Origin of the sequence: Parafilimonas sp., from assembly GCF_047606085.1 — a bacterium.
Classification (GTDB): domain Bacteria; phylum Bacteroidota; class Bacteroidia; order Chitinophagales; family Chitinophagaceae; genus Parafilimonas.
Genome location: NZ_JASGEX010000234.1, coordinates 77,056 through 100,564, shown reverse-complemented (window position 1 = coordinate 100,564; position 23,509 = coordinate 77,056). Strand labels below are relative to the sequence as shown.

Genomic DNA, 23,509 nt, shown 5'->3' with positions numbered 1-23,509 from the left:
TAAAGCCTCATAGAGGCTTAACGTTTTTTGCAAGTGTGGCTGGCCGTTGTAAGCATCAGCGTCAGTTCCATCAAATCTTCTTTTGATAGAACTGGATTCTTCCGTAAACAGCACTTTATGTATCCAGCCATCTTCAGGCAAATGCCAAATCTTCAATAACGGGATTGTTCAACACTGAGGCATTGAAATAGAAATCATTATATTCGTGATGTAGCTTTACAGGAAGATGCCGAAAAAATCCTTACAACGTTTCTCTGTACTCAAAAGCATTCCTCTCAATATAGCAGAAACAATGTGTTTCCAACATAAAAGGACAACTACACTAAATTCCCTCCATTGAACTGATGTTTTTACTTGCCATAAGCCGTCACTTAGAATTGAACAGCAGCCCTGCTTCTATATCATAAAATGGCTCATAGGAAGATTAGAATTTTGTCTCTATTTTTAACATGCCTAATGATACTTAAAAATGCTTTTACGGCATTAATAGTTAAAAATCTACAGGTTTCATTTTTGGCGTAATTGTACATACTAACAGCCATGCAATTAAAAATGAAAGTCCGCAAAAAATAAAGATAATATTATATCCTGCAGTGATATTGCCTATCCTCTTGTAAAAATCAAGAATAAACCCAATAAGCATAGGAAACAATACACCGCCTGCTGCGCCGGCCATACTGCCTATTCCAACCACAGAACTTACCGCTTTTTTTGGCAACATATCAGAAACTATGGTAAAAATATTCGCGCTCCATGCCGCATTGCCGGCAATGGCTAAAGCAATTAAACCAATTACTAACCACATATTGGTTGTATAACGGGAAACGATAATTGGCAATACGGCAAGAGCAGAAACCAGTAAGGCTATTTTGCGGGCTTTATATACCGGCATTCTCTTTTTTATTAGCCAGGATGATAAATAGCCGCCACCAATGGCACCAATTGTTGCGCCGCTATATACTAATATTAATGGCAGGCTTGGCTTTTTAAGATCAATGTGGAATGTATTGGAGAAGTAAGATGGAAGCCAAAAGAGAAAAAAATACCAGATTGGGTCTGTGAAAAATTTACCGGTAATAAAAGCCCATGTTTGCTTCAGTTTAAATAATTGAATCCAGTTAACATTTTTTATTACAGATGGCGCTTCAGTTACTTCGGCATCACTGGTGATGTAGGATAGTTCTGCAGGTTGCAATCTTTTTTGTTTGGATGGCACTTCATAAAAAATCCTCCACAAAATCAGCCATAAAAAACCAAGAGAACCCGTTATAAGAAACGCTCCCTGCCATCCATAAGTGCCCAATATCCACGGAATAATTATAGGCGCAGCAAGTGCCCCTATGTTGGAACCGGAATCAAAAAAACCTGTGGCCAGCGCCCGTTCTTTCTTAGGAAACCATTCGGTCACTGTTTTAATAGCTGCAGGGAAATTTCCCGATTCTCCGATGCCTAAAAATCCTCTTGCAATACCAAATCCAAATGTACTTTTTGCCACTGCATGCAGCATTGCAGCAATACTCCATGTTGTAATGGAAATGGTATAACCGGCCTTGCTGCCGATTTTATCAATAATTCTGCCGAATAACAAAAGGCCTGCAGCATAGGCGGCAGTAAACGCCATTACAATGTGACTGTAATCTGTTTCTGTCCAGCCAAATTTTTTTTCCAGTACCGGTTTTAACAAGCCCACCACCTGCCTGTCAATGTAATTAATTGTAGTGGCAAAAAAGAGCAGACTGCATACCATCCAACGATAATTTCCCGGCTTAGCACTTTTTTCCTTATTTCTTAAATTATTCATCTTTCATATTTTATAAAGAAAAGCTTCTTTCTTTCCTTTTAAACTGTAATAAAGCATAAATAAATATGCGGGTATCAGGATAGCGTAGGCATACTGGTTATTAATAAAGTGGGCCAGCCAACCATAGCATAACGGCATTAAAGCGCCACCTGCAATCCCCATAATCAAGATGGCTGATCCGCGTGCCGTCATCTTGATCGTTAGCCCTCTTAAAGCCTGCGGCCAAATGGCGGGCCATAACATGGCATTGGCGAGGCCTAATATAGCCACACATGCAAGCGAACCCATGCCCGGCAATACGATTATTAATAGAGTGATGATAAGCCCAAGCCATGAAGAAAAATAAAAGGCCTGCTGTTGTGATATGTATTTAGGTATTGCCCAAATGCCAGTGAGATATCCGATCATCATACCCGACAAAGTATATGATGTAAGGCTTTTTGCCACCTCAAGACTGAGACCATGATATAAGCCATAATTGCCCATCGTATCACCGGCAAGGACCTCTGCGCCTACGGCAAAAAAAATAGCGATGAACCCTAAAGTAAATTGTTTTTTGATGGCAGGATCAGAAACGGAAAGCTCGGGCGATGTAACAGGCATTGCTTCACTTTTTATTTCAGGCAAATGTGCATACCGTATTAAGATTGCAAGTGAAAACAAAATAACAGTAAGAAAAGTATAAGGCATAATAACAGTATGCGACAACTCGTTCAACCGGGCATTTTTATCGGTTTCATTCATTTTAGTCAATGCTTCTATTAGCCCATTGGAATTTTTTAAAATGATTCTGCCCATTATCAATGGCGCCAAAATGCCGGCCACTTTATTACATACCCCCATGATGCTGATTCTTCGTGCAGCAGACTTTTCCGGGCCTAATAATGTGATGTATGGATTAACGGCAGTTTGCAATAAGGTTAATCCGCCGCCCGTAAAAAATAATCCTGTCAGGAATAAAACGTAATTGCGTATAAGCGCTGCCGGTATGAATATAATGCAACCCACAGCCATTACACCAAGGCCGGTACTCATCCCTTTTATCATTCCCTTTTTTTGAAGCAACCTGCTGGAGGGAATAGCCATTGCAGTATAGGATATATAGAAAGCAAATGTAACGAGGTAAGCCTGCCACTCTTCGAGTTCGCAGGCAATTTTAAGATAAGGAATCAATGTCCCGTTTATCCAGGAGATAAACCCGAAAATAAAAAAGAATACGCCTATTATCGTGATGTTTTTAGCGTAATCTTTACGGACGGGGGATGTGACAGATGCGTTGACAGTTGTTGCCATAACTTAAGTTTTCATATTATTTAATGCTATATGAACACTTCCGTATTTTAATAATAATGATTTGGCTTCCTCATAATTACTGATTCCCGCTTTCTCCATAAACATTTTCGTTCCTCTTTCAATAAGTTTTTCATTATTGATTTTCATGTGCACCATACGGTTGTCATGTACACGCCCCAGTTTTATCATAACAGAAGTAGAAATCATATTCAACACCATCTTTTGGGCGGTACCACTTTTCATGCGGGTGCTGCCCGTAACAAACTCAGGCCCTACAATAACTTCAATAGGGTAATCTGCATATAAAGCCACAGGCGAGCCCGGATTGCAAACAATACAACCAGTGGAAATATGATGATCTCTGCATTGTTTTAATGCGCCTGCAACATAGGGCGTAGTACCGCTTGCTGCAATACCAATCACAAAATCCCTATCTGATACATTATATCGTTGCAGATCATGCCATCCTGTTTCATAACTGTCTTCTGCATCTTCAATACCAACCCGCAGTGCCGCGGCGCCGCCTGCTATTAACCCATTTACCAGCGTTTCAGGTACGCCAAAAGTAGGTGCCCATTCACTGGCATCCAGTATGCCCAGCCTTCCGCTGGTTCCTGCTCCCACATAAAATAACCTTCCGCCTTTTGACAGCTTTTCTGTTAGTGCGTCAATCAAAGCAATAACAGAAGCAAGCTCTTTCCTCACTGCGCCTGCAACTGTCGCATCTTCGGTATTTATGCTTTTAACCATTTCTTCCGTTGACATTTTTTCAAGATGCCTGTAAGATGAAACCTGTTCCGTTGTTTTATTAAAAAGGTTTTCATTGCCCATATAGTAGTAGCGATATTACTTTATCAGAGTTTTATCATGCATAAACTATTCATTGTAAAAATCAACCTGCTCTTTTGAAAGCTTGTACTGCTCTCATTCATCCGGAGACCAGGTAAAGATATCAGCAATAATGTGATGTGCATTTGAAAGTTTTTAATAATATCAGTTGCCATAATTAACAGGTTTGGTTATCGCTAAATTTTGAATATCATTTTCGGCTAATAACATAGCGGCACTTTCTTTTTCAAGGAATAAATATGCATCATCATGGTTCCTTAAAACTGTTGATGGATATAGTTCTGAAACATCAGACATAATCGTATGATAAACCGCCTGCGCCTTTAAATTTCCGGGCACCATGCAAAAGATATGTTCCGCCTGTAACAGAGCGGGTATGGTTAATGTAAGCGCATAAGAAGGCACTTCGCTGATGTCTTTAAAACAATCTTCATTTACCTGCTGTTGTTTGCAGGCCTTATCTAAATCCACTACTTTTACAAAATAGGGATCATTGAAATCTGCTACATGCGGATCATTGAATGCAAGATGTGCATTCTCTCCAATGCCCATAAAATTAATATCCAAAGGATGTTTCTTCAGCAATGTAGTATAGCGCAAACATTCTTCTCCTATATTTTCTGCATTGCCATTCAAAAAAAATAATTCTTTGAAAGGAAGCTTATCAAAAATCTTTTCTTTGAGCCAGTGGCTGAAATGTTGTGGCGCATTTTTTTCCAGCCCGATGTATTCATCCATATGAAACGCATTGATACGCCTCCAGTCAACATCTTCTTTTATTATCGACGCAAGAAATTCATTCTGTGAAGCTGCTGCTGCAAAAACAATATTTACTATTTCTTTTTTTTGGAGGATGTTGTTAATGCTTGCAGCGGCCATCTTTGCTGCTGCAGCGCCTAATTCTTTACGGTTTTCATATATCCTGACCTTTAGTTTCCCTGCTGCAAAATCTATCATAGTGTTTTTTTTATGATCCTTTTTTGAGTTAAAAATTAAAATGTATTCTGTATTCTATCGGTTTATAATTCTGCCCTGTATCATTAAAGTCCTGCTATCGTGATAGTAATAATCTTGACAGCAGAAATACTTCATCATTCTGCGAGCGACTGGCAGGACTGTTGCAGATTATGCTTTGATTACTTATAACCTGAACTTTAATCCTGCGCGTCCCCAGAAAGAATAATATTGCTTGGTATAAATTCTTTCTCTCACGCCAAAATAATCTACCTGTGGTGCATTGGTAAGGTTCACCGCCTCAGCATAAATGGTTAATTTTTTGTTGATGCTGCAAGAAGCATTGGCATCAATTTGTATTCTTGAATCGCGGATCACATCCGTAGCATCATCAGCGCCGAGACTTACAGTATATGATCCGTTATAGTTGAGATTTCCCTGGATCGTAAATCTCTTTATAGAATAGGCCAATGAAGCATTAGCCGTGTTGGTTGCCTGCCCGGGAAGCCTTATATTTTTCCTATACTGGGCGTCTGCCTGTGAATGGGAATAGGTATAGTTGGCAAGTATTGAAAATCCCTTCAAAAAGCCTGGAAGAAAAGTAAGATTGGTTTGAGCATTTATTTCAACGCCATATACATTGGCTGTATTGCCGTTTAATGTACGATACCACTGATAGCCCAAATACAAATCTGCGTTATCAAATTCACTACCCTGTATTGTGGTAACGCTGCTATATTGAAAATCATCAATCTTCTTATAAAAAGCGTTAAAAGACAGAATGCCGAGATTGGAAAGATATTTTTCTATTGCCAAATCAAAATTTGTGGCAAAAGCTGGTTTCAGGTCAGGATTGCCGTCAACTACTGTTTCAGCCAGCAGGCTGGCAAGGCGATTAGGTACAAGATCAACAAAGTCTGGCCTGGAATAACCAAAAGTTATCCCTCCACGTAATAATAAACTATTGGTAAGGTTATACTTGCCCTGAAGATTGGGAAGAAACTTTGTATAATTGGTCTTTTTGCGATTAGGCGTTGTAGAAACATATAAGCCATCAGCATCCTCGTCAACTATATTGCCCTTGTAATCTACTTCCGTAGCTTCAATACGCAGCCCGGCCAATAGCATAAACCTGTTGAACTGGATGCGATTCATTAAATAACCAGCTGTTATATTTTCAATGGCGTTGTAGAAATAAGTATCGGTTGTTCCCCGAATGCTTGAGCTGTCCATCGGAAAATCCGACGATCCCTGGTTATTATTAAAATAGTTAATGGTTTTGTCTTTGTCAACACCTAAACCAAAATCAAAATTACCATTAAGCAGGCTTGATGATACATCTTTCTTACCTTCAAAATTGGTAAGGCTTCCCGACGTGGCATCTCCATCGTAAGTACTTATGACCACACCTGTGGGATAAAATCTTTGGCTATGGGTATTTTTGATCTTAAAGCCAGCTTTGAATGTGGCAGAATTGTTTCCAATTTTGTAGGGGAGGCTCATATTTAATCTTGCCACAAAATTCCTGGCACTGGTTTTATAATGCTCACGTTCTACAGTGTTATAAGTAAAAAGTGATGCATCATTGCGCCAGTCAGTACCTGTTGCAGTTAGATAATCTCCGGTAATATCACTTATGGTTAGCGGGATATTGCCGGTAATAAAATTGTATGTGCCTGTGCTTTCTTTATACCCGGCGTTGGTTGCAAAAACACCTGCATCCAACTTTAATTTGCCGATGGCTGTTTCACCTATAAGACTTAGATTAAGGTTGTTATTATCAGTATTTCCTGATTTTACTTCGTTATATGCCCTGCCCTTTGTTGTAACATAATTTCCATCATCATCTACTGTCGTATTCTTTGTCTGCATTCTTGTGCGCTTGCGATAGCGTATAATATCAGTAAAATAATCACTATACATCAGATTTGCCACAATGTTTGAAGTGGAATTAAAGTTGTAGTCTATGGTTGCTGATCCGCCTTTTCGTGTACGTTGGTTTTCAACAAAAAGATAACGTACATCTGTAGGAAAATAAATGTCTCCTTTCCCATCATCAAAATCTACTTGTTCCCAAACCTGGGCATTCAGTTCATCATATCCGTTTTTAGTGCGATAGTAACTGCCATTAAGAAGAACACCTAATTTCCCGTTTGGATTTTTTTCATCTGCAAGAAAACGTTTTCCTAAAGTCAAATTCCCTATACCATTGAGGCTCTTTCTAAGATCATTGTATCCTGCACCTAAATCAGCACTCATTTTTGTTTGGGTAGATGTAGCGGTAGGTGATTTGAGGTTGATAGCACCCGCAATAGCATCGCCGTCCTGATCCGGCGTAAGCGTTTTTGACACTTCCATTGAGGAAAGTAATCCTACAGGAATTCCGTCAAGGCTTACACTTCTTTGCCCGTTTTCCTGGGTACTGAGTATTTGTTCTCCATTCACATTGATATTTGTAAAATTGGCCGGCGTACCCCTCAACTGAATCGTAGAACCTTCGCCACTGCTATTGCGGCCAATTGTTACGCCAGGCAATCTTTGCATAGATTCAGCTACGTTGAGATCAGGATAGCGGCCGATAAGATCAGCAGATACGATTTGTTTTACATTATCTGAATTCCGTTGTTGGTTCAGGGCCTTTTGCTGGCCCTCCACCACAGCAGATATCGTTACATTCTTTAAAGTTGCATGGGTATAGCTAAGGGTAAAATCTTTTACAATTGTTTTTCCGGCGCTTACATGTATATCTGCTTCAGCAGGCTGGTAACCCATGTAATTTACCTGGAGCGTATAATCGCCATCTTTCACATCCAGTAATTCAAAAACGCCCGATAGATCAGTTGTGGTTCCACGGGTCGTGCCATTAATGATTATGGAAGCGCCGGGAAGTGCAGTCCCCTCCGCACCCATTACCTGGCCCTTAATATTGCCGCTTCCCTGTGCGAAAACACTACAGGAAAATAAAGTTAATGCTGACACCAACATAATTGTTTCCTTCAGCCACTTAGCAGATTGTTTCATAATGCAATTTTTTCTGGTCAAAAAAAATATTTAAAGTTTGTTTAAACAGTTGCCGTCTTGATTCTCATTTTAAAAGTTATTTATACTTAAACCTCGCGTATTCAACTAAAAACCTAAGCCCGAAGGATGTTCCAATATCGCGGTTGGTTAACCACACTTTATCTTTTTTAAACCGGGTTCTTGTTTCCAAAACAGCGCCGCGGAGATTGGGATCGGGATGATCAAAGGCATAACGGTTCTTTATTATCCACTTTACCGATTTTTCAATGGAAGAATCAAATTCTTTATAGCCCTCTTTTGAAAGTTCTATCCATACAATGCCGGCAAATGCCACTGCAGAACCGGTTGAAGATCCACGGTCAGGCGCACGGCCGTTGGTATAGTTATCATAAAAAATAGTTCCGTTATCAAACTGTGCTTTTTGGAAGGCCCGCGCCGTTTTAGCCGCAGCCTCAAGATATTTTTTGTCGCCTGTAAGTTTAAATGCTTCAATCAGTGATTCCGCATACCATAACGAAAACCGGGGATGAAAGGAATGTTCTTCCACCGAGTTAGGCATGAACTCCATCCAAACACCTTCTGCGCCTTGTTTTTCAATTAAACTATTGCATAAGGTGATGAAGGCTTTTTTAAATTTTTCTTCATGTGAAAACTCATAGGCATCTTTAAAAAGATATCCTTCGGTATTCGGCCTTGATACATCAAATAATTGCTGAGTTTTTTTATCCTTCCAAAAGGGACTGTATTCTTTTAATACTTCTCCGGTTTTTGCATCAACATTATCATAGCAAACACCTTTTTCCGGGTAATACATGTGCTCGAGCATCCATGATGCGGCCGAGGTAGCTACCTGTGCATATTTAGGTTCTTTTGTAACCCTCGATAATTCATAAATGCCAGGTGTGCCATCAGACACGGTTGCAAAAACAATAAAATCATCTCCCAGCACATCTCCATGAATAGCATTTACCATTCCCTGAAGCGCAGAAGGGCCGCTGTTTTTAAACTCGAGGTTAATCCACCAATCGCCTCCTTTTTTTGCAGCTTCCAGATAATCGTTGTTGCCGGTTTCTTTATATGCAGCAAGCAATGCGCTGACGGCTTGTCCCGTATGCCACGGCACTTCATAGGGATACCATTTTCCTTCCATTACATTATAATCGCATCTTGATTTCCCATCTTTATCTAAAATTACATTTGCCACATAATAAGCCGTTTCGTTGATGGCTTCTTCAACATCTTCTTTCGAAACCTGTGTATAACCACTTGCAGCTATCAATATAAAAAACAGGGTGATTGAACAATATCTCAACTCTTTATTCAGCATCATACGATTTTATTTTTGGATTTAGCTGGTATTTATGTTTATGATTAGTAATCTGAAGATTGTCCTGGAGATGAAAATCAAATGTGCCATCACCGGCTGCATTTTTTCTTATTTTTAAAAGGATATTGTTGATTCCTTTTTTTAAAGGAAGATTTATTTCAATCGTATTTGAATCTCCCGGCTTTGTATTGCTATATACTTTTTCGCTGTTGCAAACTATCTCCATTGCCTGATTGCTGTTCGCAAAAGCTTTCGCTGTAAGCGCTGTATCTGAGCTTATATAGCAATAGGCATATACAAATGCAGGGGACGGTTCCGGATAATATTCGTGTAAATCAATAATGCCTCCATCTTCTGACGCAAATTTTCTCCACCGGTATAATTTTCCATCATATTTTGTAAAGTCGCCGGGTGCTGGAGGTTTATCATATTCTTTTGTATCTGAGTATAAAAAAGATGGAAAAGTATTTTCGTTATTAACAGGAAAGGGGCCTGTTAACATCCAGTTCTGAAAATAAAAGCTGGAGCTTTCACGAATTCCCAATCCGATAGAAGAAGCGGCAGGAAGTGCATTTGCGTTATGCAAATCTTCTTCAACTTGCTTTAGATTCTTTTGGAGTCCATCAAGGCTTGATATTTTTTTATCAAATGATTTCATTACCACATCGAGCCAATAATATTGGTTTTCATTCAACCAGGCTTTTCTAAATTCCTCCCGCAATAATTTATATTTTTTTATTAAACCGGAAAGTATCACTTCATCGTTTTTCAGCATTGGAATAGCTTGCGCAGCAGAAAGAGGCGATGAACATATCTTTTTATAATCCTCAGCAATTTTTACAGTTTGCAATCTTGATTCGATCATGATGCGGTATTGCCGGATACAAAATGAAAGTGTTTGAATATCTGAAGTGTTCATAGCCGGTTTTGCATCAGCAAGAAATTTTTCTGCTTCAGTAATTATCTTTAAAGCCTCACTTGCAGATACATTATTTACAATCAATTCTTTTCCCTTTTCAGGCAGCAGCTTTTGTTGCCAAAGCCTGAAATTAAGATCGTATGTTAAAGGCACATCCCGCAAATTCATTAAACTAAAAAGTGCATTTACATAACTGCCGTTCCTGGTTCCGTATGCATTTATTTCATAGCGTTTATCAAACGATTGCCACGCTGCAGTATCCGTATTCCAGCTGCTTTCTGCCGTAACATACACCCCATACCAATCTCCCGAAAAAAGGTAAGCGCCGCCGTCGTCCCAAATCATAGTAATAACGCCTTCCGCATTTTGCTTTGCTCCAGCTTGTGTAAAGCCCCTTATATTGCCTTTTGCCATTACCATATCAGGAAACATCCGGTACGTATTCAGAATGCCGGGGCACACCATATAATGAAGATGGCGGCTTGCAAAAGGCTGTATCCATTTTTTGTATGAAGGCTGATCGCCATATTCCCAGGTGAGGTAAATAATATCTTTGGGAAGCATGTCCAGCACCGCTTCATGATCTATAGGAAAATCACCGGTCATCATCATTATTTTTCCATGATGTTTTATTACTTCATGCAAAAATTTTAAATGATCGGCATATACAGTTGCGATGCCAAGACTGTCAACAAGCGCCTTTGTAGTACCCTGTCCAAGATCAAACGTTTCATCGCAATCAACATTAAAATAGGGAGCGTTAAAAGCATCGCACATTTCACCAATTACATCTGCAAGAAATTTTTTTGATTTAGGGTTGGTTGGGGAGATTAATGTTGACGTAGCGCCCAGTGAAGCATATTGGGGAACAGCCAAGATGTTTGCAAAATGCCCGAATGACTGAAAGCTGCCAACCAATTGCATATAAAATTTAGCGGCATACGCAGATAGCTCTTTTACCTGTGCTATGGTTAGCTTGCCATTTTCAGGAGCAAAGTCAGGATGAGAGAGCGGCTGAATAACATGCTCAATATAAAAGGAGAGATAATTAATTTTTATCTCTGACATTCTTTCAATTTGCTTTTTTATATAATCTACTGTAGAAACAGGGCCACGGCTTATATCATCATAAATCTGCCGATGTTCAAATGCAGGCCAGTCAGCTATTATAATTGATTTATTCCAGCCGGCGCGTACCAGTTGTTTGAGTGTTTGAATTCCATAAAAAAGGCCGGTTTCAGTTGTGGCAGCAATAATTTTTTGTTTATCGGTAAGTAACAAAATATATCCCTGGTCATTAATCTTGTTAATCCATTGAAAGGCTTTTTCTGCAACGAGTTTATCAAAATCTTTGTCTTTTCCCAATATGCCCACCTGGAAATTGGTATTAGTACTTTTTGACGCATTAGAATTAAGCGCTTCCAGTTTTCTCCAGTGAAATAATAATCTTTCTTCAGCAGATGTTTCTAATCCCTTCCATCCAGGTTTTTGGGGTATTGAAAAAGACAGTTGTTCTTTTTCCCCGTAAAAATATCTTGGTAAAGGCAGCACGGGAATTTTTGCAGTAGTGCCGGCCGCATTGCTTTCCCAGCCACTTGCTGCATTGGTTACATTTTGTTTTTCTGCAGATGATTCGAATGTGATGCACAAAAAGAACAGCAACAAAAAGAAGCGATAACTACAGTGTGATATATATGTTGCAGAATTCATTTGTTAAGTCTTAATATGGTTTGGCACATTCGTTTTAAAAATTACGTGTACGTACCCACAAAATAGGAAAAAAAATACTAACCCAAAGAATCTTGTTGATTTTTTGCCTTTGAATCTCTTACATTCCGCTCTCCTGAATGATCGAATCCCTGTTCACGTTCGTAAGCAATCATTGCTTCGGGACGATAATTTGTTATAAAAGCCCGTCTCATATTATTTGTAGTATTGCCTCGGCTATAATGAAGTGTTCCGCCGTGATGCCATATACAGCATCCTGCTTTAATTTCAACAGCAATACCTTCTTCTTCTGAAGCATCACACTCCAGTGCGCCTCCGCCCTTGCCTGCAGGCCTGTGCCCGCGAACCGGTAGTTTATGAGAGCCTTCTACATACCACATACATCCGTTATCTTTTGTTGCATCATCCAATGCAACCCAACAACTCGCGCTCCTCGTATCGGGCATGGTAATCCAATAAGCCCGGTCCTGATGCCATGGCGTAGCTGTTGCAGAATGAGGCGCTTTGCTGATAAGCATATCAAAATCAAGCGCCATATCTTCACCCAACAACTGCTTCGCAATAGATAATGCTTTCTTATGCAAAGGCTGATCGAGAAGTTCAGGAAACAGCCTGCTTGCCAGCATTATCTGTGTAATGCGTTCCTGTTTTAAAGTGAATAGATCATTTTCTGCATGGCTTCCCAAATCAGAACGGTATTTTTGTACATCAATCTGATTGGTAAGAAATTTTTCATAAATATCCCGGTAATACGCTATTTCTTCCTTATTCAATATATTTTCTACAACCAGATAACCTTTTTCTTCAAAAAAAGAAAGTTGCGACGGACTTATGGATAACATAACACTATTGTTTACTCCAAAAATAACATAGTACCTTTAATAATTTTTTTCAGATAATATCCTGATACAATTTTATAAATGAGCAGAAAATCTTCTTTGGATACATTGTCATCAAATGAGCGAAAAATCATAGACCTGAGGCAATATGGATTTCAAAATGTAGTGGTACTTGGAAAATATAATTATACACAGGCTAAGGAGCAATTGCCTTTACATACGCACAGGTCGATGATGGAAATATGTTTTTGCAGCAAAGGCGAACAGGAATATGAGGTGAATGAAAATGTTTATAAAATAAAAGGAGGCGACTTGTTTGTAACTTACCCGGGAGAGCCTCACGGAACAGGAAAATTCCCGGAAGAGAAGGGTGAGCTTTATTGGATTATTATAAGAATAAATAAAAAAAACACACCTACGCAATTTTTAAGGTTCGAAGGTGAACTTGCAGAAGAATGGCAAAATCAATTACTGCAATTACCACGTTTATTCAAAGGGAATAGTCAATTAAAACCAATGCTTGAAAAAATAATCAATTTTAAGATTGATAAGAAAAACCTCTTTTCACTTATTTCAATGCAGCACTTGATCGCAGGTTATCTATTGGAAGTAATCAATTGTTCTAAAAAAGAAATTGTTTATAAACAATCGGGTAAGATTGTAAAAGTGAACAATTTCCTGGAAGCTCATCTTGATGAACCCGTGTCAGTGCCGGAACTGGCACGCGTTGCAGGTTTATCAGTTTCGCGGTTTAAATCATGGTTTAAACAGGAAACAGGCACAACGCCGCTTGATTATGCTTTAAAGTATAAGATAACAAAAGCAAAGAAGTTATTGAAAAAAACGAAAGCGTCTGTAACATCCATTGCTTTTGAAACCGGATTTCCCAATTCTCAATATTTCGCTACCGTATTTAAAAAGTTTACCGGGTTTAGCCCAACAGCCTATAAGACCCATATAGTGGATAGTTTGGATTCATGATTTTATGCTAAAAGCTGCTGTGCTATTTAATTGTAACATTGTAAACAGCGCTATTATTCCAGGTAGTTATTTCTTTTTGATTAACCGCAAGCTCTATTTCAAGATTGTGCTTACCGGGTTTAGCAAGCCAGGTAAAATGTACATTTTTATGTTTCGGCATTAAACCGTTTGGCGCTTTTTTCAAAGCATAATCTTTATATTTTTTTGCAAACGCATTGTATTTTTCAATATTGATTGCATCGCCAAGCTTCATAATGCCCCACACCATCGTACCATGAGCATATTGCCAATCGGAATAAGGGTCTGTCCGGTAGGCGGCATTACTGTCTGTAACAAGTTCCGGTAAAAGTTTTTGGGGTGCAGTTTGCCAGCTAATAAATTTTCCTTTTTCCGGTTCATAAAAAGTTTGCAAATCTTTTTCCGGTGTAATCAAATTTGTTAAAGATGAAAAAGAACCGGCATACATCCAAGGTTGCTGACAATTTATATTAAACTGAACGGATATATCCAAATCGCCGGTGCCGGTAATGGGCCGCAGGAAAACAACAGGTGCAGATAGATTTGCTTCATATTTTATTAAAAACTGATTTTCTCCTTTCTTAATTTTTGCAGCGAAGCTCTTATTAAAATGAAAACGGCCATAGGACATTTCACGGGGATTTCTAATTGCCTGTTCTTGCTGTTGATATACCAATTTTTTGTTCAGCCATATCTGCATTTTGCCGGCGGCGGTTATACCAAACAAAACTGCTGTATCAGTTATAGCATTGGCCGAACAGGCTGCATAAGCTGTTTGATCTTCGTTTATCTTCATGAACCGGAAGTCAATTATCTGAATTCCTAACTGCTCTGTTTGCGGTACTAATTTGAATTCAAAATGCGCATCGTCAATTATTTTATCAGCAACTTTTTCAGCGACCTTCAAAGGCGTATCATTTTGGCAAAACACCTTTAAAGCAAATAGCATTGTGATAGATACACTTACAATAAATGTGGCAGTTATTTGCTTCATGCAGGCAATCATAAACAATCATTTTTTTATTGAATCTGTTTCAATGTTTGCAGACAATTGACCTTTCAGTAAAAATTGTTGTACAGGATAATGATGAAGATTATTTTTAATTACACCATTACTGCTGCTGTTTATATAAACTGCTGCTTTTGTATCGCTGACAGATTGTATATCCAGGCCTGTTAATAAAAAACGATCGGTTTTATCTACAATAATACCAGGCCGCACTTCTTTATTTTTTGAGCGGATAGTAATATTGGACAATTTAATATCCCTGGCGTAGCGTATAAAAAAACCGTAGGAAGGGAGTTTACCAAACATTGCAGCCTCGGGATATTCGCTTTCTTTTTCTTCAACGGGTTTTGATAAATCAACCGGTTCGTCACTGCCTGATGTTTCAATACTGATATTGCTTAATGAAATATTTTCGATTGCTGCTTTTTCAATTCCGGTAAATGAACAACCTGTTTCATCTGCACTTGTTGCAATAATATTGGAGATATTAATGTTTCTTATTTTACCGGGTAAAGGAACTTTTGCCGCATCAATATATTTTCTTGCCCTGTTACCCAACCGTATAAATAACGGAACCTGCGGCCCTTCAATCACAATATTATCTACCGTTACATTTTCCATTATGCCCCCATCAACCAGCTCCAGTGAAATACCACTGTTACCGGCCGGCTTGCCATAAATTGTACTAAGCTGTGCCGAAGGTTTTATGATGCAATTAGACACTGTAATATTTCTAAAACCGCCCGTAGATTCTGTACCAAACTTCAGTGCATTGCAATGGCTGCTTAACACGCAATTGGTTATAGTAATATGTTCTGAAAGCAAAGGTGATGTACTTTTTATAGTGATGCCATCATCATCAGAATCTCCAATAACATTTGATATAGTAACGTATTTGCAGCCATCTATATCCATCATATCATTATTCTTATTGGAATGATTCCAGATTTTAATACCATTAATATTTACATATTCACAACCCAGATAATGCTGCATCCAGAAAGCTGAGTTCCTTAATTGTATTCCTTTTACAGAAATATTTTTACAGTTAATAAACCAAAGAAGGTATGGCCGGTTTTTGTACCGATCCGGCTTTTTTATTGTAGCTGTAATAAATTTTGCACCCTGCCCATCAATGATTCCATTGCCTTCGATGGAAACATCTTCCTGATCTTTGCAAAAGATAAGGCTTTGCTTAGCCCAGTCTTCTCCATAAAAATGAATACCTGCATTTAGGTAGGGGTATTTTTTAAAATCAGCTATGCCAAGAATAACGGCGCCACCGGAAAGATCAAGTGTAACATGGCTTTTGAGGTATAATGTAGCTGTTAAGAAAATGCCCCTGGGAAAATAAACCTTACCGCCTGTTTCAGCACAACTATCAATTGCCTTTTGTATAAAAAGAGTATTATCAGTAATGCTGTCGCCGATTGCGCCAAAACGGGTAACATCATATACCTGTGCATGCAACGATGAAAAATTTATTATTAGCAACCAACAGGCAAGCATCAACCGCTTTCTCAGAATAAGATTCCCTTTCATTTCTTTTTTAGTTTAATGCGTATGCTGACAATTTTTCGTTTAGCCAGTTGGCAGATCGAATGTATGCTTGTCGTATATCCGCAATGTTTGTTTCTGCACCGCCTACATCTATCGCAAAATTTCCTTTAAAATCTATGGTACGAAGCATGGCAAAAAAACTGTTCCTGTCAATTTCTCCGTCACCGGGAACAAGGTGATCCACAAGGTTACCCCTGTTATCAGATATATGTATGTAGCTGACTTTTTTTGAAAGCCGTAAAAGGCTCAATGGCAAATTATCCTTATAATAAAACTGGTTGGCTGTATCAAGATTGAATAAAAGATTTTCACTTTTTACGGATGATGCAAAATTTAAAAAAGATTCTGTTCCTGTAATAAGGCTTCCTTCACATGGATGAAGATGATAGGACAAATTATAATTCGCCGCAATAGCACATGCCTTTTGAAATGTATTTGTAAGCGAAAGCCAATAATTATTCCAGTCAAAACCAGCGGGCAGCCCAATTCTTGAAAGTGTTGCTGAAGAATAGTGTCTTTGTATCGGTGCATTTTTAGGATACTCCAAGGGAAGCAGGGGGCTATTATCTAATACTGCGTTCGCACCAAGTTGGTTTGCTGTGATACATCCTTTATCAAAAAGTTCAAGGCTTTTTGCCTGTTCAGAGGAATAAGCAGAACCTAATTTTGGAAGCACTATGCAGAAAACGGGAACCGAGCAATTAGCAGATGTGAGCTGCTCCGCTATCAAAGGGTAATGCTTAAACATATATTCAACATTGGCTTCGCCAATTGCTTCAAGTTCTATCGAGGAAAAGCCCATACTTTTCATTTCATCTATATACTGAACGGTATTGCGCACATCGGAAGGGTAGCCATATTTAGTGATAGAATATAAATAAGCACAGGTTATTTTATTTGAATATTGATCTGTATTCATATTATAGTTTTCAACTAAACTGAATAAAAATAAGAATTTCCGGTTACGTACACGAAAAATTAATAAAAAAATTCTACCGGAAATTTTATTCCTAACCTATTTTACTATTGTTATTCTGTAGATAACTGAATTGGTAAAATTGTTTGGCCTGGGATGGACTTCCAATTCAAGAGGATAGGTTTTCAGGGCAGGATAAGGTGTCCAGAATTTACCTTCATTTCTTCCTGTAGTCAAATCAGCAACTGATCTGTTGTAGTTCCTGTCCATTCTTCCGGGGTTTCTTTCCAACTGCCATTGGACTGTTGCTGTCGTATCAGCCAGGACACATCATTTTTTGCAGCCGCAAGGTATTTTTTTTCGTTAGTTATTAAATACATTACGGTAAAAGGGAAAACGGCTTCAGCAGCACGGGTGTGCCATGCATGGCAATGCTCACACCAGATACCACCAAAATTTTGGTTAAAGCTATCCTTCATTTGCCTTTTTAACAGCGCGTCTGTTAATTCATTGGAGTATGGCTGCATATTCTTTTTTAGGATAGATACTTTGTGACCAGACAATAGTATTCAGTAATGCTAAAAAAAGAATAAAGGTGGTCTTTTTTAAAATTTTCAATTCCTGATTTATTATTTATACGACAGTTTAAAGATCAAAAAAACCGGGACATTAAAAATGCAAAAACCGTTTTTATAAAAAGCTTAAGTATTAGTTACGATAAAACTGATAATTCTCTTTTGTGATGATGTCAATCGGCATGAAATATTTTTTTTCCATTGGTTTGGAAAAAACCAGGTATTGAAAGAGAGCCATAATACCGCGGTAACCCTGTTCCTGCGGTTTTTCACAAATAAGAAAATCAATAAATCCCTTTTTCAGGTAAGTTATATTTTCATTTATAAAATCATACCCCAGCAAAATAATATCTTTTAATCCCGCACTCTCCAAATACTTTGCAACTACAGACACACGTGAGTTTGTAACCAGGATAGCTCCAATATCATTTTGTTTTTTTATCAGCCCACTTAATCTTTTGGAAACAGATGAATAGCTCGTTTGAGTGGTTTTAAATGATAGCACTTCGTTAGGCAGATTATTATCTTTGAAGTAATTCATAAAACCTTCTTCCTTTCTGAGAATTGCATAATTGTTGTCTATCTCTGCAGCAATATTGGCAACAAGTACTTTCTTTTTTTCATCAATACAATAATGTACGAGTTGCGCTGCAATATAGCCGCTGCTGAATATTTCAGCCCCAATATAACAAAGTGTATCTGTCTGCGGGATATCAGCGTTGATGAGTACATAAGGTGTTCCTGTCTTTTCTGCTCTTTCAATTAATTTAGTTGATTCTTCGGGAAAGGTTGGTGTAAAAAGAATGCCATCAGCCTTAAATTTAATAAGGTTTTTAACTTGTTTACTAAATGATTTTTGATCGTTTTGATCAAACAAAAATTGTTCAATATGTATTCCATATTGCTTTATTTCATCTAAAGCTTGTTTTGCACCATCCAAAGGTGCCTGCCAAAATTCTGTTTCTTCCGATATAGCTGGCAAAAGAACGGCTAAGCGAATAGTACCACGGGAAGTAAGTGCCAACCTTTGAGCAAGCACATTGGGTTGATAATTTAATTTTTCAATGATAGATTGAATTTTAGCTTTTGTTTTCTTGGAAACGCCGCCCCTGTTGTGTATTACTCTGTCAACGGTAGCGATAGACACTTTACCCAACCTGGCTATTTCTTTAACTCCTGCTGTAACCTTCTCTTTATTTTTTTCCATTATAATCTTAATACTAAAAACAAATTTATTAAACGTTCCTTGGCTAATTCTGCTTTGACAAACTTAATCAAATCATTTTAGAGGCATATAGGGTGCATTCCAAATTGTCGCAATTTAAGTGGCTCGTTTAAAATCAGTTTTAACCATCTTTATTATTTTGTTCCATTGGCCAATTCATTTTAATCACCCTTAGGTTTAGCATTTTTTGAGCGCCTTCATAACTCCAACGTTGTCCGGGTTGTTTCATCCGTTTTTGCACTGCAGTTCTATGTGCTGACTCTATGGATCCTGAACCAATAATGCCTGCGCCTATCGCTTTGTAATAGCTATAATCCATCCGGTTGGCATTGCTGCTATAATAATTACTGTCACTCAAACAATCTTGCAAAATGATTTTGCAGATGATTACGCATCGCATTTCTAAAAAGTTCTGGATTGCCTTTTTCAAGAATGCTTATAAGTTCCTTATGCGAGATAAATGTTTTTAATTGCGGCTGCTTTTTTAGTAACCCACTTTTATGTACATAGTCAAAAATGGGCAGTAATAATTTTTGAAACTTTTTCATTGTTTCGTTGCCAGTTATTTCGTATAACTTTCCATGAAAAGCAATTTCATGTTCAATATTAAATAAATGGTATTGTGTAGCCGGTGGTTCATTCTGCACTATTTTTTTTAATTCTTCAATATCTTCCTTCGTGATCCTATAGAATAAAAGGTCTGCCATACCAATTTCCAGAACTAATCTAATCTCAAACATCTCCCTCAATGTATCCTGGTCAAGAATATGGGGATTCATGCTTTTACTGAGAGTAGCAAAAACATCGGGGCTTGTGACTACCGCCCCTTTTTTCTTTTTTGAATCAATCAGCCCCATCATTCTCAAGCGCAATAAAGCTTCACGTATAACAGTTCTGCTCACACCCAGGGTTTCAGCCAGCTCCACTTCTTTCGGAATACTATCACCAACTTTTAGCTTGCGTTTTTGCAATAGTTCCACAAGTTTTGATTCTACCTTATCAACCAGCGAACTTTTGTCAAGTGATTGAAAATTGTATTTTAAATTATTTGTATCCATATAAATAAATTGCTAAACAACCAATTTTCCAATTATTAAAAAAAGATAAATTTTTTTCGGCAATTCATTTTAAATATTACATTTGTATTATGTAGTACATAATACAAAATTAAATTGCTATGAATTTATTGTCAAAAAAATTACTTGCGTTTTTTGTGTGCCTGCTTGTTGCAGTTACGTCTATTGCACAGTCAAAAACCATAACAGGAAAGGTTATTTCAGCGGACGATGGCGGTCCACTTGCCGGCGTTAGCATCTCTGTAAAAGGAAAACCTGCCGGAACTTCTACCAGCAACGCCGGCGACTTTTCCATCAACGCAGAACCAACTGATGTACTTCAGGTTTCTTATGTTGGATTCACTTCGCAGGAAGTGCCTGTTGGCGAGAATTCGAGTTTTACAATCAGTCTTATATCAAATGCCGGCAAACTGGGTGAAGTTGTAGTAGTAGGGTATGGTACCCAAAACAGGAGAAATGTAACCAGTGCTATTGCAAAGCTGGATAACAAAGTGCTTGAGACGGCGCCGCGTTCCAATATCGGCACAGCGCTGCAAGGATCTGTTCCGGGTTTACAGGTAGTAAACTCCAGCGGCACGCCGGGTTCTTCACCCTTGCTTATACTCAGGGGTGGTGCTTCCATCAGCAGCCCCGGTTCGCCGCTTGTGATTATTGATGGCGTAATACGTTCTTATAATGATATAGCATCAGAAGACATTGCCTCTGTTGAACTGCTTAAGGATGCCGCCGCCACGGCCATTTACGGGGCACGGGCAAACAATGGCGTTATTCTTATTACCACCAAACAGGGCAAAACCGGCAAGGCGGAAATTTCTTATAAATATACCCATGGGTATAACCAGAGGAGAGAGGGGTATACATACTTAAATGCACATGATTACATTTATTATAACCGCCTGGGCAATCTCAATTCCGGGAGAACGCTGGCACAGGTAAACGCATCCAGGGGCTATGGCTTGCTTACCGATGATGCCAACCTGGCTACATTTGATATCCGCTCATACAGTTCAGATAATGCCTATCTTTTAGATAAGGGTTGGGATACCGTTGGCGATCCTTATGGCGGTACAATAATCTTTAAAGACCATAGCGGTGAAGTAGAAGACATCGTATTCCGGAACACCAATACACAGGATCATTATATTGATGTTTCCGGTGGCAACGACAAAGCTAAATACCTGGCATCATTTGATTATTATAATGAAGATGGCACAATTGTGGGTTCATATTACAAACGTTATTCGGGTAACATTAACGGCTCGTATAAGGTAAAGCCCAACGTGGAGGTTAGTACCGGCGCAACCATGTCAACCTCATCGCAAATTGGCGTGGTTAGCTCAGAGGTAAATACCTTATACCGCACGCTTGCCTTGTGGCCAACATTCAATCCCTGGATGGACAGCGCCAAAACGCTGCCTAACCCGGGCAATGGTATAAGCGACGGCAACCCTTTATACTGGTTAAGCAAATATCATCGCAGCAACGAAGTGAACAGGATTTCTGCCAATGCCGCTGTTAAATGGGATGTTTTGCCGGGCCTTTATATAAAAGGAACAGGTAATTTTTACCTGGCCGAAACCTTATCACAATCCTTCCAGGAGGCAACACAGCTATACACAAATATTTATGCAGATCCACAAACATACAACAGCACAACCCGTCCTTCCATTTCTTATTTTGGCAGGGATTTTCAGCAGCAGTATAATGTTATAATCAACTACACCAAAACCTTTGCAGAAAAGCATCACCTGAATGTTATGCTGGGAAGCGAATATTATGATACGAAAGCTTATGCCATGCAGGTGTATGGCACAAGCGCTGCAACAGATGATATTGAAACCGCAAATGCATCAACCACTTTTGCTTCAGGCGATAATTATACTACCCGTACCGAATATAAAATGATCTCCAATTTTGGCAGGATTAATTATGACTTTATGGAGAAATACCTGCTGACATTCGTACTTCGCGAAGATGGCGCATCCAGCCTTGCTTATGATAACCGTATTGGTTATTTTCCCGGTATGTCTGCCGGCTGGAATGTGCACAAAGAAGAATGGTTCAGGCAATCAAATGTTAGCAATATCATATCTTCCCTTAAGCCTCGTATAAGCTACGGTCAGAATGGTAATATTTCAGGACTGGGCCGTTATGAGGTGCAGGGTGTTTACAGTTCGCAGGGCACCTATAATGGCAGTACCGGTTTTCTTAATTCCAGTGTAATAAACAGCGACCTTAAATGGGAAAAAAGTAAAACCTTTGATATTGGCGCTGATATTGGCTTGCTGAAAGACAAGATTGCTGTCATCTTCGATTATTACAACAGGAAAACAAGCGATTTACTTACAGATTTATCACTGCCCAGCTATCTTGGCTTCAGCTCGGTTACAACCAACCTGGGCACGCTGCAAAACAAGGGGTATGAAGTAACGGTGAATGCCAATATTATTACTTCGCCCAAAGGGTTTAGCTGGAGTGTGAGCACCAATGCTTCTTTTGTAAAGAATAAAATTTTGCAGTTGCCCTATAATGGCAATGACAATAACAGGCAGGGCGGTTTGCAGGTTTATGATCCAAAGCAAGGTGAAGTGGTATGGGTGGGCGGCTTGCAGGAAGGGCAGGCCATGGGCGCAATTTATGCCTATAAACAGGTGAGCATTTTTAAAGACGATGATGAGGTTGAAAAAATTGCCGGCAACCGTTACGATGCCGTTGCCGATATTTCCGGGCCAAACCTTTCAAGCGGCGCCGGAAAAATAACGCCGGGCGATGTAAACTGGCTGGACGTGGACCAGAACGATACCATAGACTCAAGGGACCAGGTATATATGGGCAACATTAACCCTAAATGGACAGGTGGCTTTTCTACAAATCTTTCTTATAAAGGGTTTTCTTTTTATGCACGCTTTGATTTTGCATTGGGCCATACCATATACAACGATTTAGTGGCCAGAACGCTGGGCAATTACCAGGGAACATTCAATTATATTGAATTACAAAAAAGGTCATGGACTGAAACCAATACAAACACCGATATTCCCAAAGTGTATTATGCCGACCAGGTATCTGCGCCCCTCGGCAAAAAAAATTATACACGGTCTAATAATGCCAACGCTGCACTAAACAGCAACAATTCGAGGTTTTACGAAAAGGGAGATTACCTGGCCTGCCGGGAAATTTCATTATCCTACACATTACCAAAAAGCTTTTTTAAAGTAAATGCTTTAGAGAACCTGTCGGCAAAATTGTTTGTAAGCGCAAATAATCTCTTTTACATAACCAAATTCAGCGGCCCTTCGCCGGAACCTCCGGTTAATACCAGCGGTGTTATTACGGGTATCTATTCCGGTACATACCCCACGCCCAAAACATTTGTGTTTGGCCTTAACGTTAATTTTTAATGCAATAAAAAATTTAT

The 23,509-nt window shown here is 38.9% G+C and carries 17 protein-coding genes; 2 read left to right on the top strand and 15 right to left on the bottom strand.

All coding sequences use genetic code 11. From position 1 onward, the window contains the following. Positions 1 to 490 precede the first annotated feature (490 nt). From QM629_RS21205 to QM629_RS21170, 8 genes are all read right to left on the bottom strand, one after another. Positions 491 to 1,801, bottom strand: coding sequence for an MFS transporter (locus tag QM629_RS21205; RefSeq protein WP_415161915.1), 1,311 nt, complete (start codon positions 1,799 to 1,801; stop codon positions 491 to 493). Positions 1,802 to 1,804: 3 nt separating this feature from the next. After that, positions 1,805 to 3,094 (bottom strand): sugar MFS transporter, encoded by a 1,290-nt coding sequence (locus tag QM629_RS21200; protein ID WP_415161914.1) that lies wholly within the window; start codon positions 3,092 to 3,094, stop codon positions 1,805 to 1,807. A 3-nt stretch (positions 3,095 to 3,097) separates the two neighbouring features. Beyond that, a complete protein-coding gene (locus QM629_RS21195) occupies positions 3,098 to 3,925 on the bottom strand; it encodes an N-acetylmuramic acid 6-phosphate etherase (RefSeq protein ID WP_415161913.1) in 828 nt (275 codons plus the stop codon). Positions 3,926 to 4,087: 162 nt separating this feature from the next. Then, a complete protein-coding gene (locus QM629_RS21190) occupies positions 4,088 to 4,900 on the bottom strand; it encodes a 6-phosphogluconolactonase (RefSeq protein ID WP_415161912.1) in 813 nt (270 codons plus the stop codon). A gap of 183 nt (positions 4,901 to 5,083) precedes the next feature. Beyond that, entirely contained in the window at positions 5,084 to 7,918 is a 2,835-nt protein-coding gene (locus QM629_RS21185; protein ID WP_415161911.1) for a TonB-dependent receptor, read from the bottom strand. Between the two features lie 76 nt (positions 7,919 to 7,994). Next, complete coding sequence (locus QM629_RS21180) at positions 7,995 to 9,248, bottom strand: hypothetical protein (RefSeq protein ID WP_415161910.1); 1,254 nt, start codon at positions 9,246 to 9,248, stop codon at positions 7,995 to 7,997. Next, the gene (locus tag QM629_RS21175; RefSeq protein WP_415161909.1) at positions 9,235 to 11,874 is read right to left on the bottom strand and encodes a glycoside hydrolase family 20 zincin-like fold domain-containing protein; all 2,640 of its coding nucleotides are present in this window, start codon (positions 11,872 to 11,874) and stop codon (positions 9,235 to 9,237) included. The genes QM629_RS21180 and QM629_RS21175 overlap by 14 nt, the downstream gene beginning before the upstream one ends. Positions 11,875 to 11,951: 77 nt before the next feature. Next, the gene (locus QM629_RS21170; RefSeq protein ID WP_415161908.1) at positions 11,952 to 12,734 is read right to left on the bottom strand and encodes a phytanoyl-CoA dioxygenase family protein; all 783 of its coding nucleotides are present in this window, start codon (positions 12,732 to 12,734) and stop codon (positions 11,952 to 11,954) included. A 78-nt stretch (positions 12,735 to 12,812) separates the two neighbouring features. On the opposite strand from QM629_RS21170, the gene QM629_RS21165 reads away from it, so the two are divergent. Then, the gene (locus tag QM629_RS21165; RefSeq protein WP_415161907.1) at positions 12,813 to 13,712 is read left to right on the top strand and encodes an AraC family transcriptional regulator; all 900 of its coding nucleotides are present in this window, start codon (positions 12,813 to 12,815) and stop codon (positions 13,710 to 13,712) included. Positions 13,713 to 13,734: 22 nt separating this feature from the next. On the opposite strand, the gene QM629_RS21160 is transcribed toward QM629_RS21165, so the two are convergent. The 7 genes from QM629_RS21160 to QM629_RS21130 form a co-directional block, all read right to left on the bottom strand. After that, positions 13,735 to 14,724 carry a hypothetical protein gene (locus QM629_RS21160; protein ID WP_415161906.1) on the bottom strand — a complete coding sequence of 330 codons (990 nt, stop codon included), beginning with the start codon at positions 14,722 to 14,724 and terminating at the stop codon, positions 13,735 to 13,737. A gap of 18 nt (positions 14,725 to 14,742) precedes the next feature. Continuing rightward, on the bottom strand, positions 14,743 to 16,281 hold the full coding sequence (locus QM629_RS21155; RefSeq protein ID WP_415161905.1) for a glycoside hydrolase family 28 protein: 1,539 nt from the start codon (positions 16,279 to 16,281) through the stop codon (positions 14,743 to 14,745). Between the two features lie 7 nt (positions 16,282 to 16,288). Next, on the bottom strand, positions 16,289 to 17,218 hold the full coding sequence (locus tag QM629_RS21150) for a sugar phosphate isomerase/epimerase family protein (protein WP_415161904.1): 930 nt from the start codon (positions 17,216 to 17,218) through the stop codon (positions 16,289 to 16,291). 230 nt (positions 17,219 to 17,448) lie between these two features. After that, positions 17,449 to 17,742: a hypothetical protein gene (locus tag QM629_RS21145; protein WP_415161903.1), complete on the bottom strand. Its 294-nt coding sequence runs from the start codon at positions 17,740 to 17,742 to the stop codon at positions 17,449 to 17,451. A gap of 181 nt (positions 17,743 to 17,923) precedes the next feature. After that, positions 17,924 to 18,997 (bottom strand): substrate-binding domain-containing protein, encoded by a 1,074-nt coding sequence (locus QM629_RS21140; RefSeq protein ID WP_415161902.1) that lies wholly within the window; start codon positions 18,995 to 18,997, stop codon positions 17,924 to 17,926. Positions 18,998 to 19,136: 139 nt separating this feature from the next. Beyond that, complete coding sequence (locus tag QM629_RS21135) at positions 19,137 to 19,373, bottom strand: hypothetical protein (RefSeq protein ID WP_415161901.1); 237 nt, start codon at positions 19,371 to 19,373, stop codon at positions 19,137 to 19,139. Then, positions 19,366 to 20,073 (bottom strand): FadR/GntR family transcriptional regulator, encoded by a 708-nt coding sequence (locus QM629_RS21130; RefSeq protein ID WP_415161900.1) that lies wholly within the window; start codon positions 20,071 to 20,073, stop codon positions 19,366 to 19,368. Before QM629_RS21130 ends, QM629_RS21135 begins: the two co-directional genes overlap by 8 nt. A 119-nt stretch (positions 20,074 to 20,192) precedes the next feature. On the opposite strand from QM629_RS21130, the gene QM629_RS21125 reads away from it, so the two are divergent. Next, positions 20,193 to 23,492, top strand: coding sequence for a SusC/RagA family TonB-linked outer membrane protein (locus QM629_RS21125; protein WP_415161899.1), 3,300 nt, complete (start codon positions 20,193 to 20,195; stop codon positions 23,490 to 23,492). Positions 23,493 to 23,509: the final 17 nt, after the last annotated feature.

Bases quoted from the DNA above. Each gene is read 5' to 3' on its own strand.
- QM629_RS21205 (WP_415161915.1), bottom strand. From the start codon at position 1,801: ATGAATAATTTAAGAAATAAGGAAAAAAGTGCTAAGCCGGGAAATTAT.
- QM629_RS21200 (WP_415161914.1), bottom strand. From the start codon at position 3,094: ATGGCAACAACTGTCAACGCATCTGTCACATCCCCCGTCCGTAAAGAT.
- QM629_RS21195 (WP_415161913.1), bottom strand. From the start codon at position 3,925: ATGGGCAATGAAAACCTTTTTAATAAAACAACGGAACAGGTTTCATCT.
- QM629_RS21190 (WP_415161912.1), bottom strand. From the start codon at position 4,900: ATGATAGATTTTGCAGCAGGGAAACTAAAGGTCAGGATATATGAAAAC.
- QM629_RS21185 (WP_415161911.1), bottom strand. From the start codon at position 7,918: ATGAAACAATCTGCTAAGTGGCTGAAGGAAACAATTATGTTGGTGTCA.
- QM629_RS21180 (WP_415161910.1), bottom strand. From the start codon at position 9,248: ATGATGCTGAATAAAGAGTTGAGATATTGTTCAATCACCCTGTTTTTT.
- QM629_RS21175 (WP_415161909.1), bottom strand. From the start codon at position 11,874: ATGAATTCTGCAACATATATATCACACTGTAGTTATCGCTTCTTTTTG.
- QM629_RS21170 (WP_415161908.1), bottom strand. From the start codon at position 12,734: ATGTTATCCATAAGTCCGTCGCAACTTTCTTTTTTTGAAGAAAAAGGT.
- QM629_RS21165 (WP_415161907.1), top strand. From the start codon at position 12,813: ATGAGCAGAAAATCTTCTTTGGATACATTGTCATCAAATGAGCGAAAA.
- QM629_RS21160 (WP_415161906.1), bottom strand. From the start codon at position 14,724: ATGAAGCAAATAACTGCCACATTTATTGTAAGTGTATCTATCACAATG.
- QM629_RS21155 (WP_415161905.1), bottom strand. From the start codon at position 16,281: ATGAAAGGGAATCTTATTCTGAGAAAGCGGTTGATGCTTGCCTGTTGG.
- QM629_RS21150 (WP_415161904.1), bottom strand. From the start codon at position 17,218: ATGAATACAGATCAATATTCAAATAAAATAACCTGTGCTTATTTATAT.
- QM629_RS21145 (WP_415161903.1), bottom strand. From the start codon at position 17,742: ATGCAGCCATACTCCAATGAATTAACAGACGCGCTGTTAAAAAGGCAA.
- QM629_RS21140 (WP_415161902.1), bottom strand. From the start codon at position 18,997: ATGGAAAAAAATAAAGAGAAGGTTACAGCAGGAGTTAAAGAAATAGCC.
- QM629_RS21130 (WP_415161900.1), bottom strand. From the start codon at position 20,073: ATGGATACAAATAATTTAAAATACAATTTTCAATCACTTGACAAAAGT.
- QM629_RS21125 (WP_415161899.1), top strand. From the start codon at position 20,193: ATGAATTTATTGTCAAAAAAATTACTTGCGTTTTTTGTGTGCCTGCTT.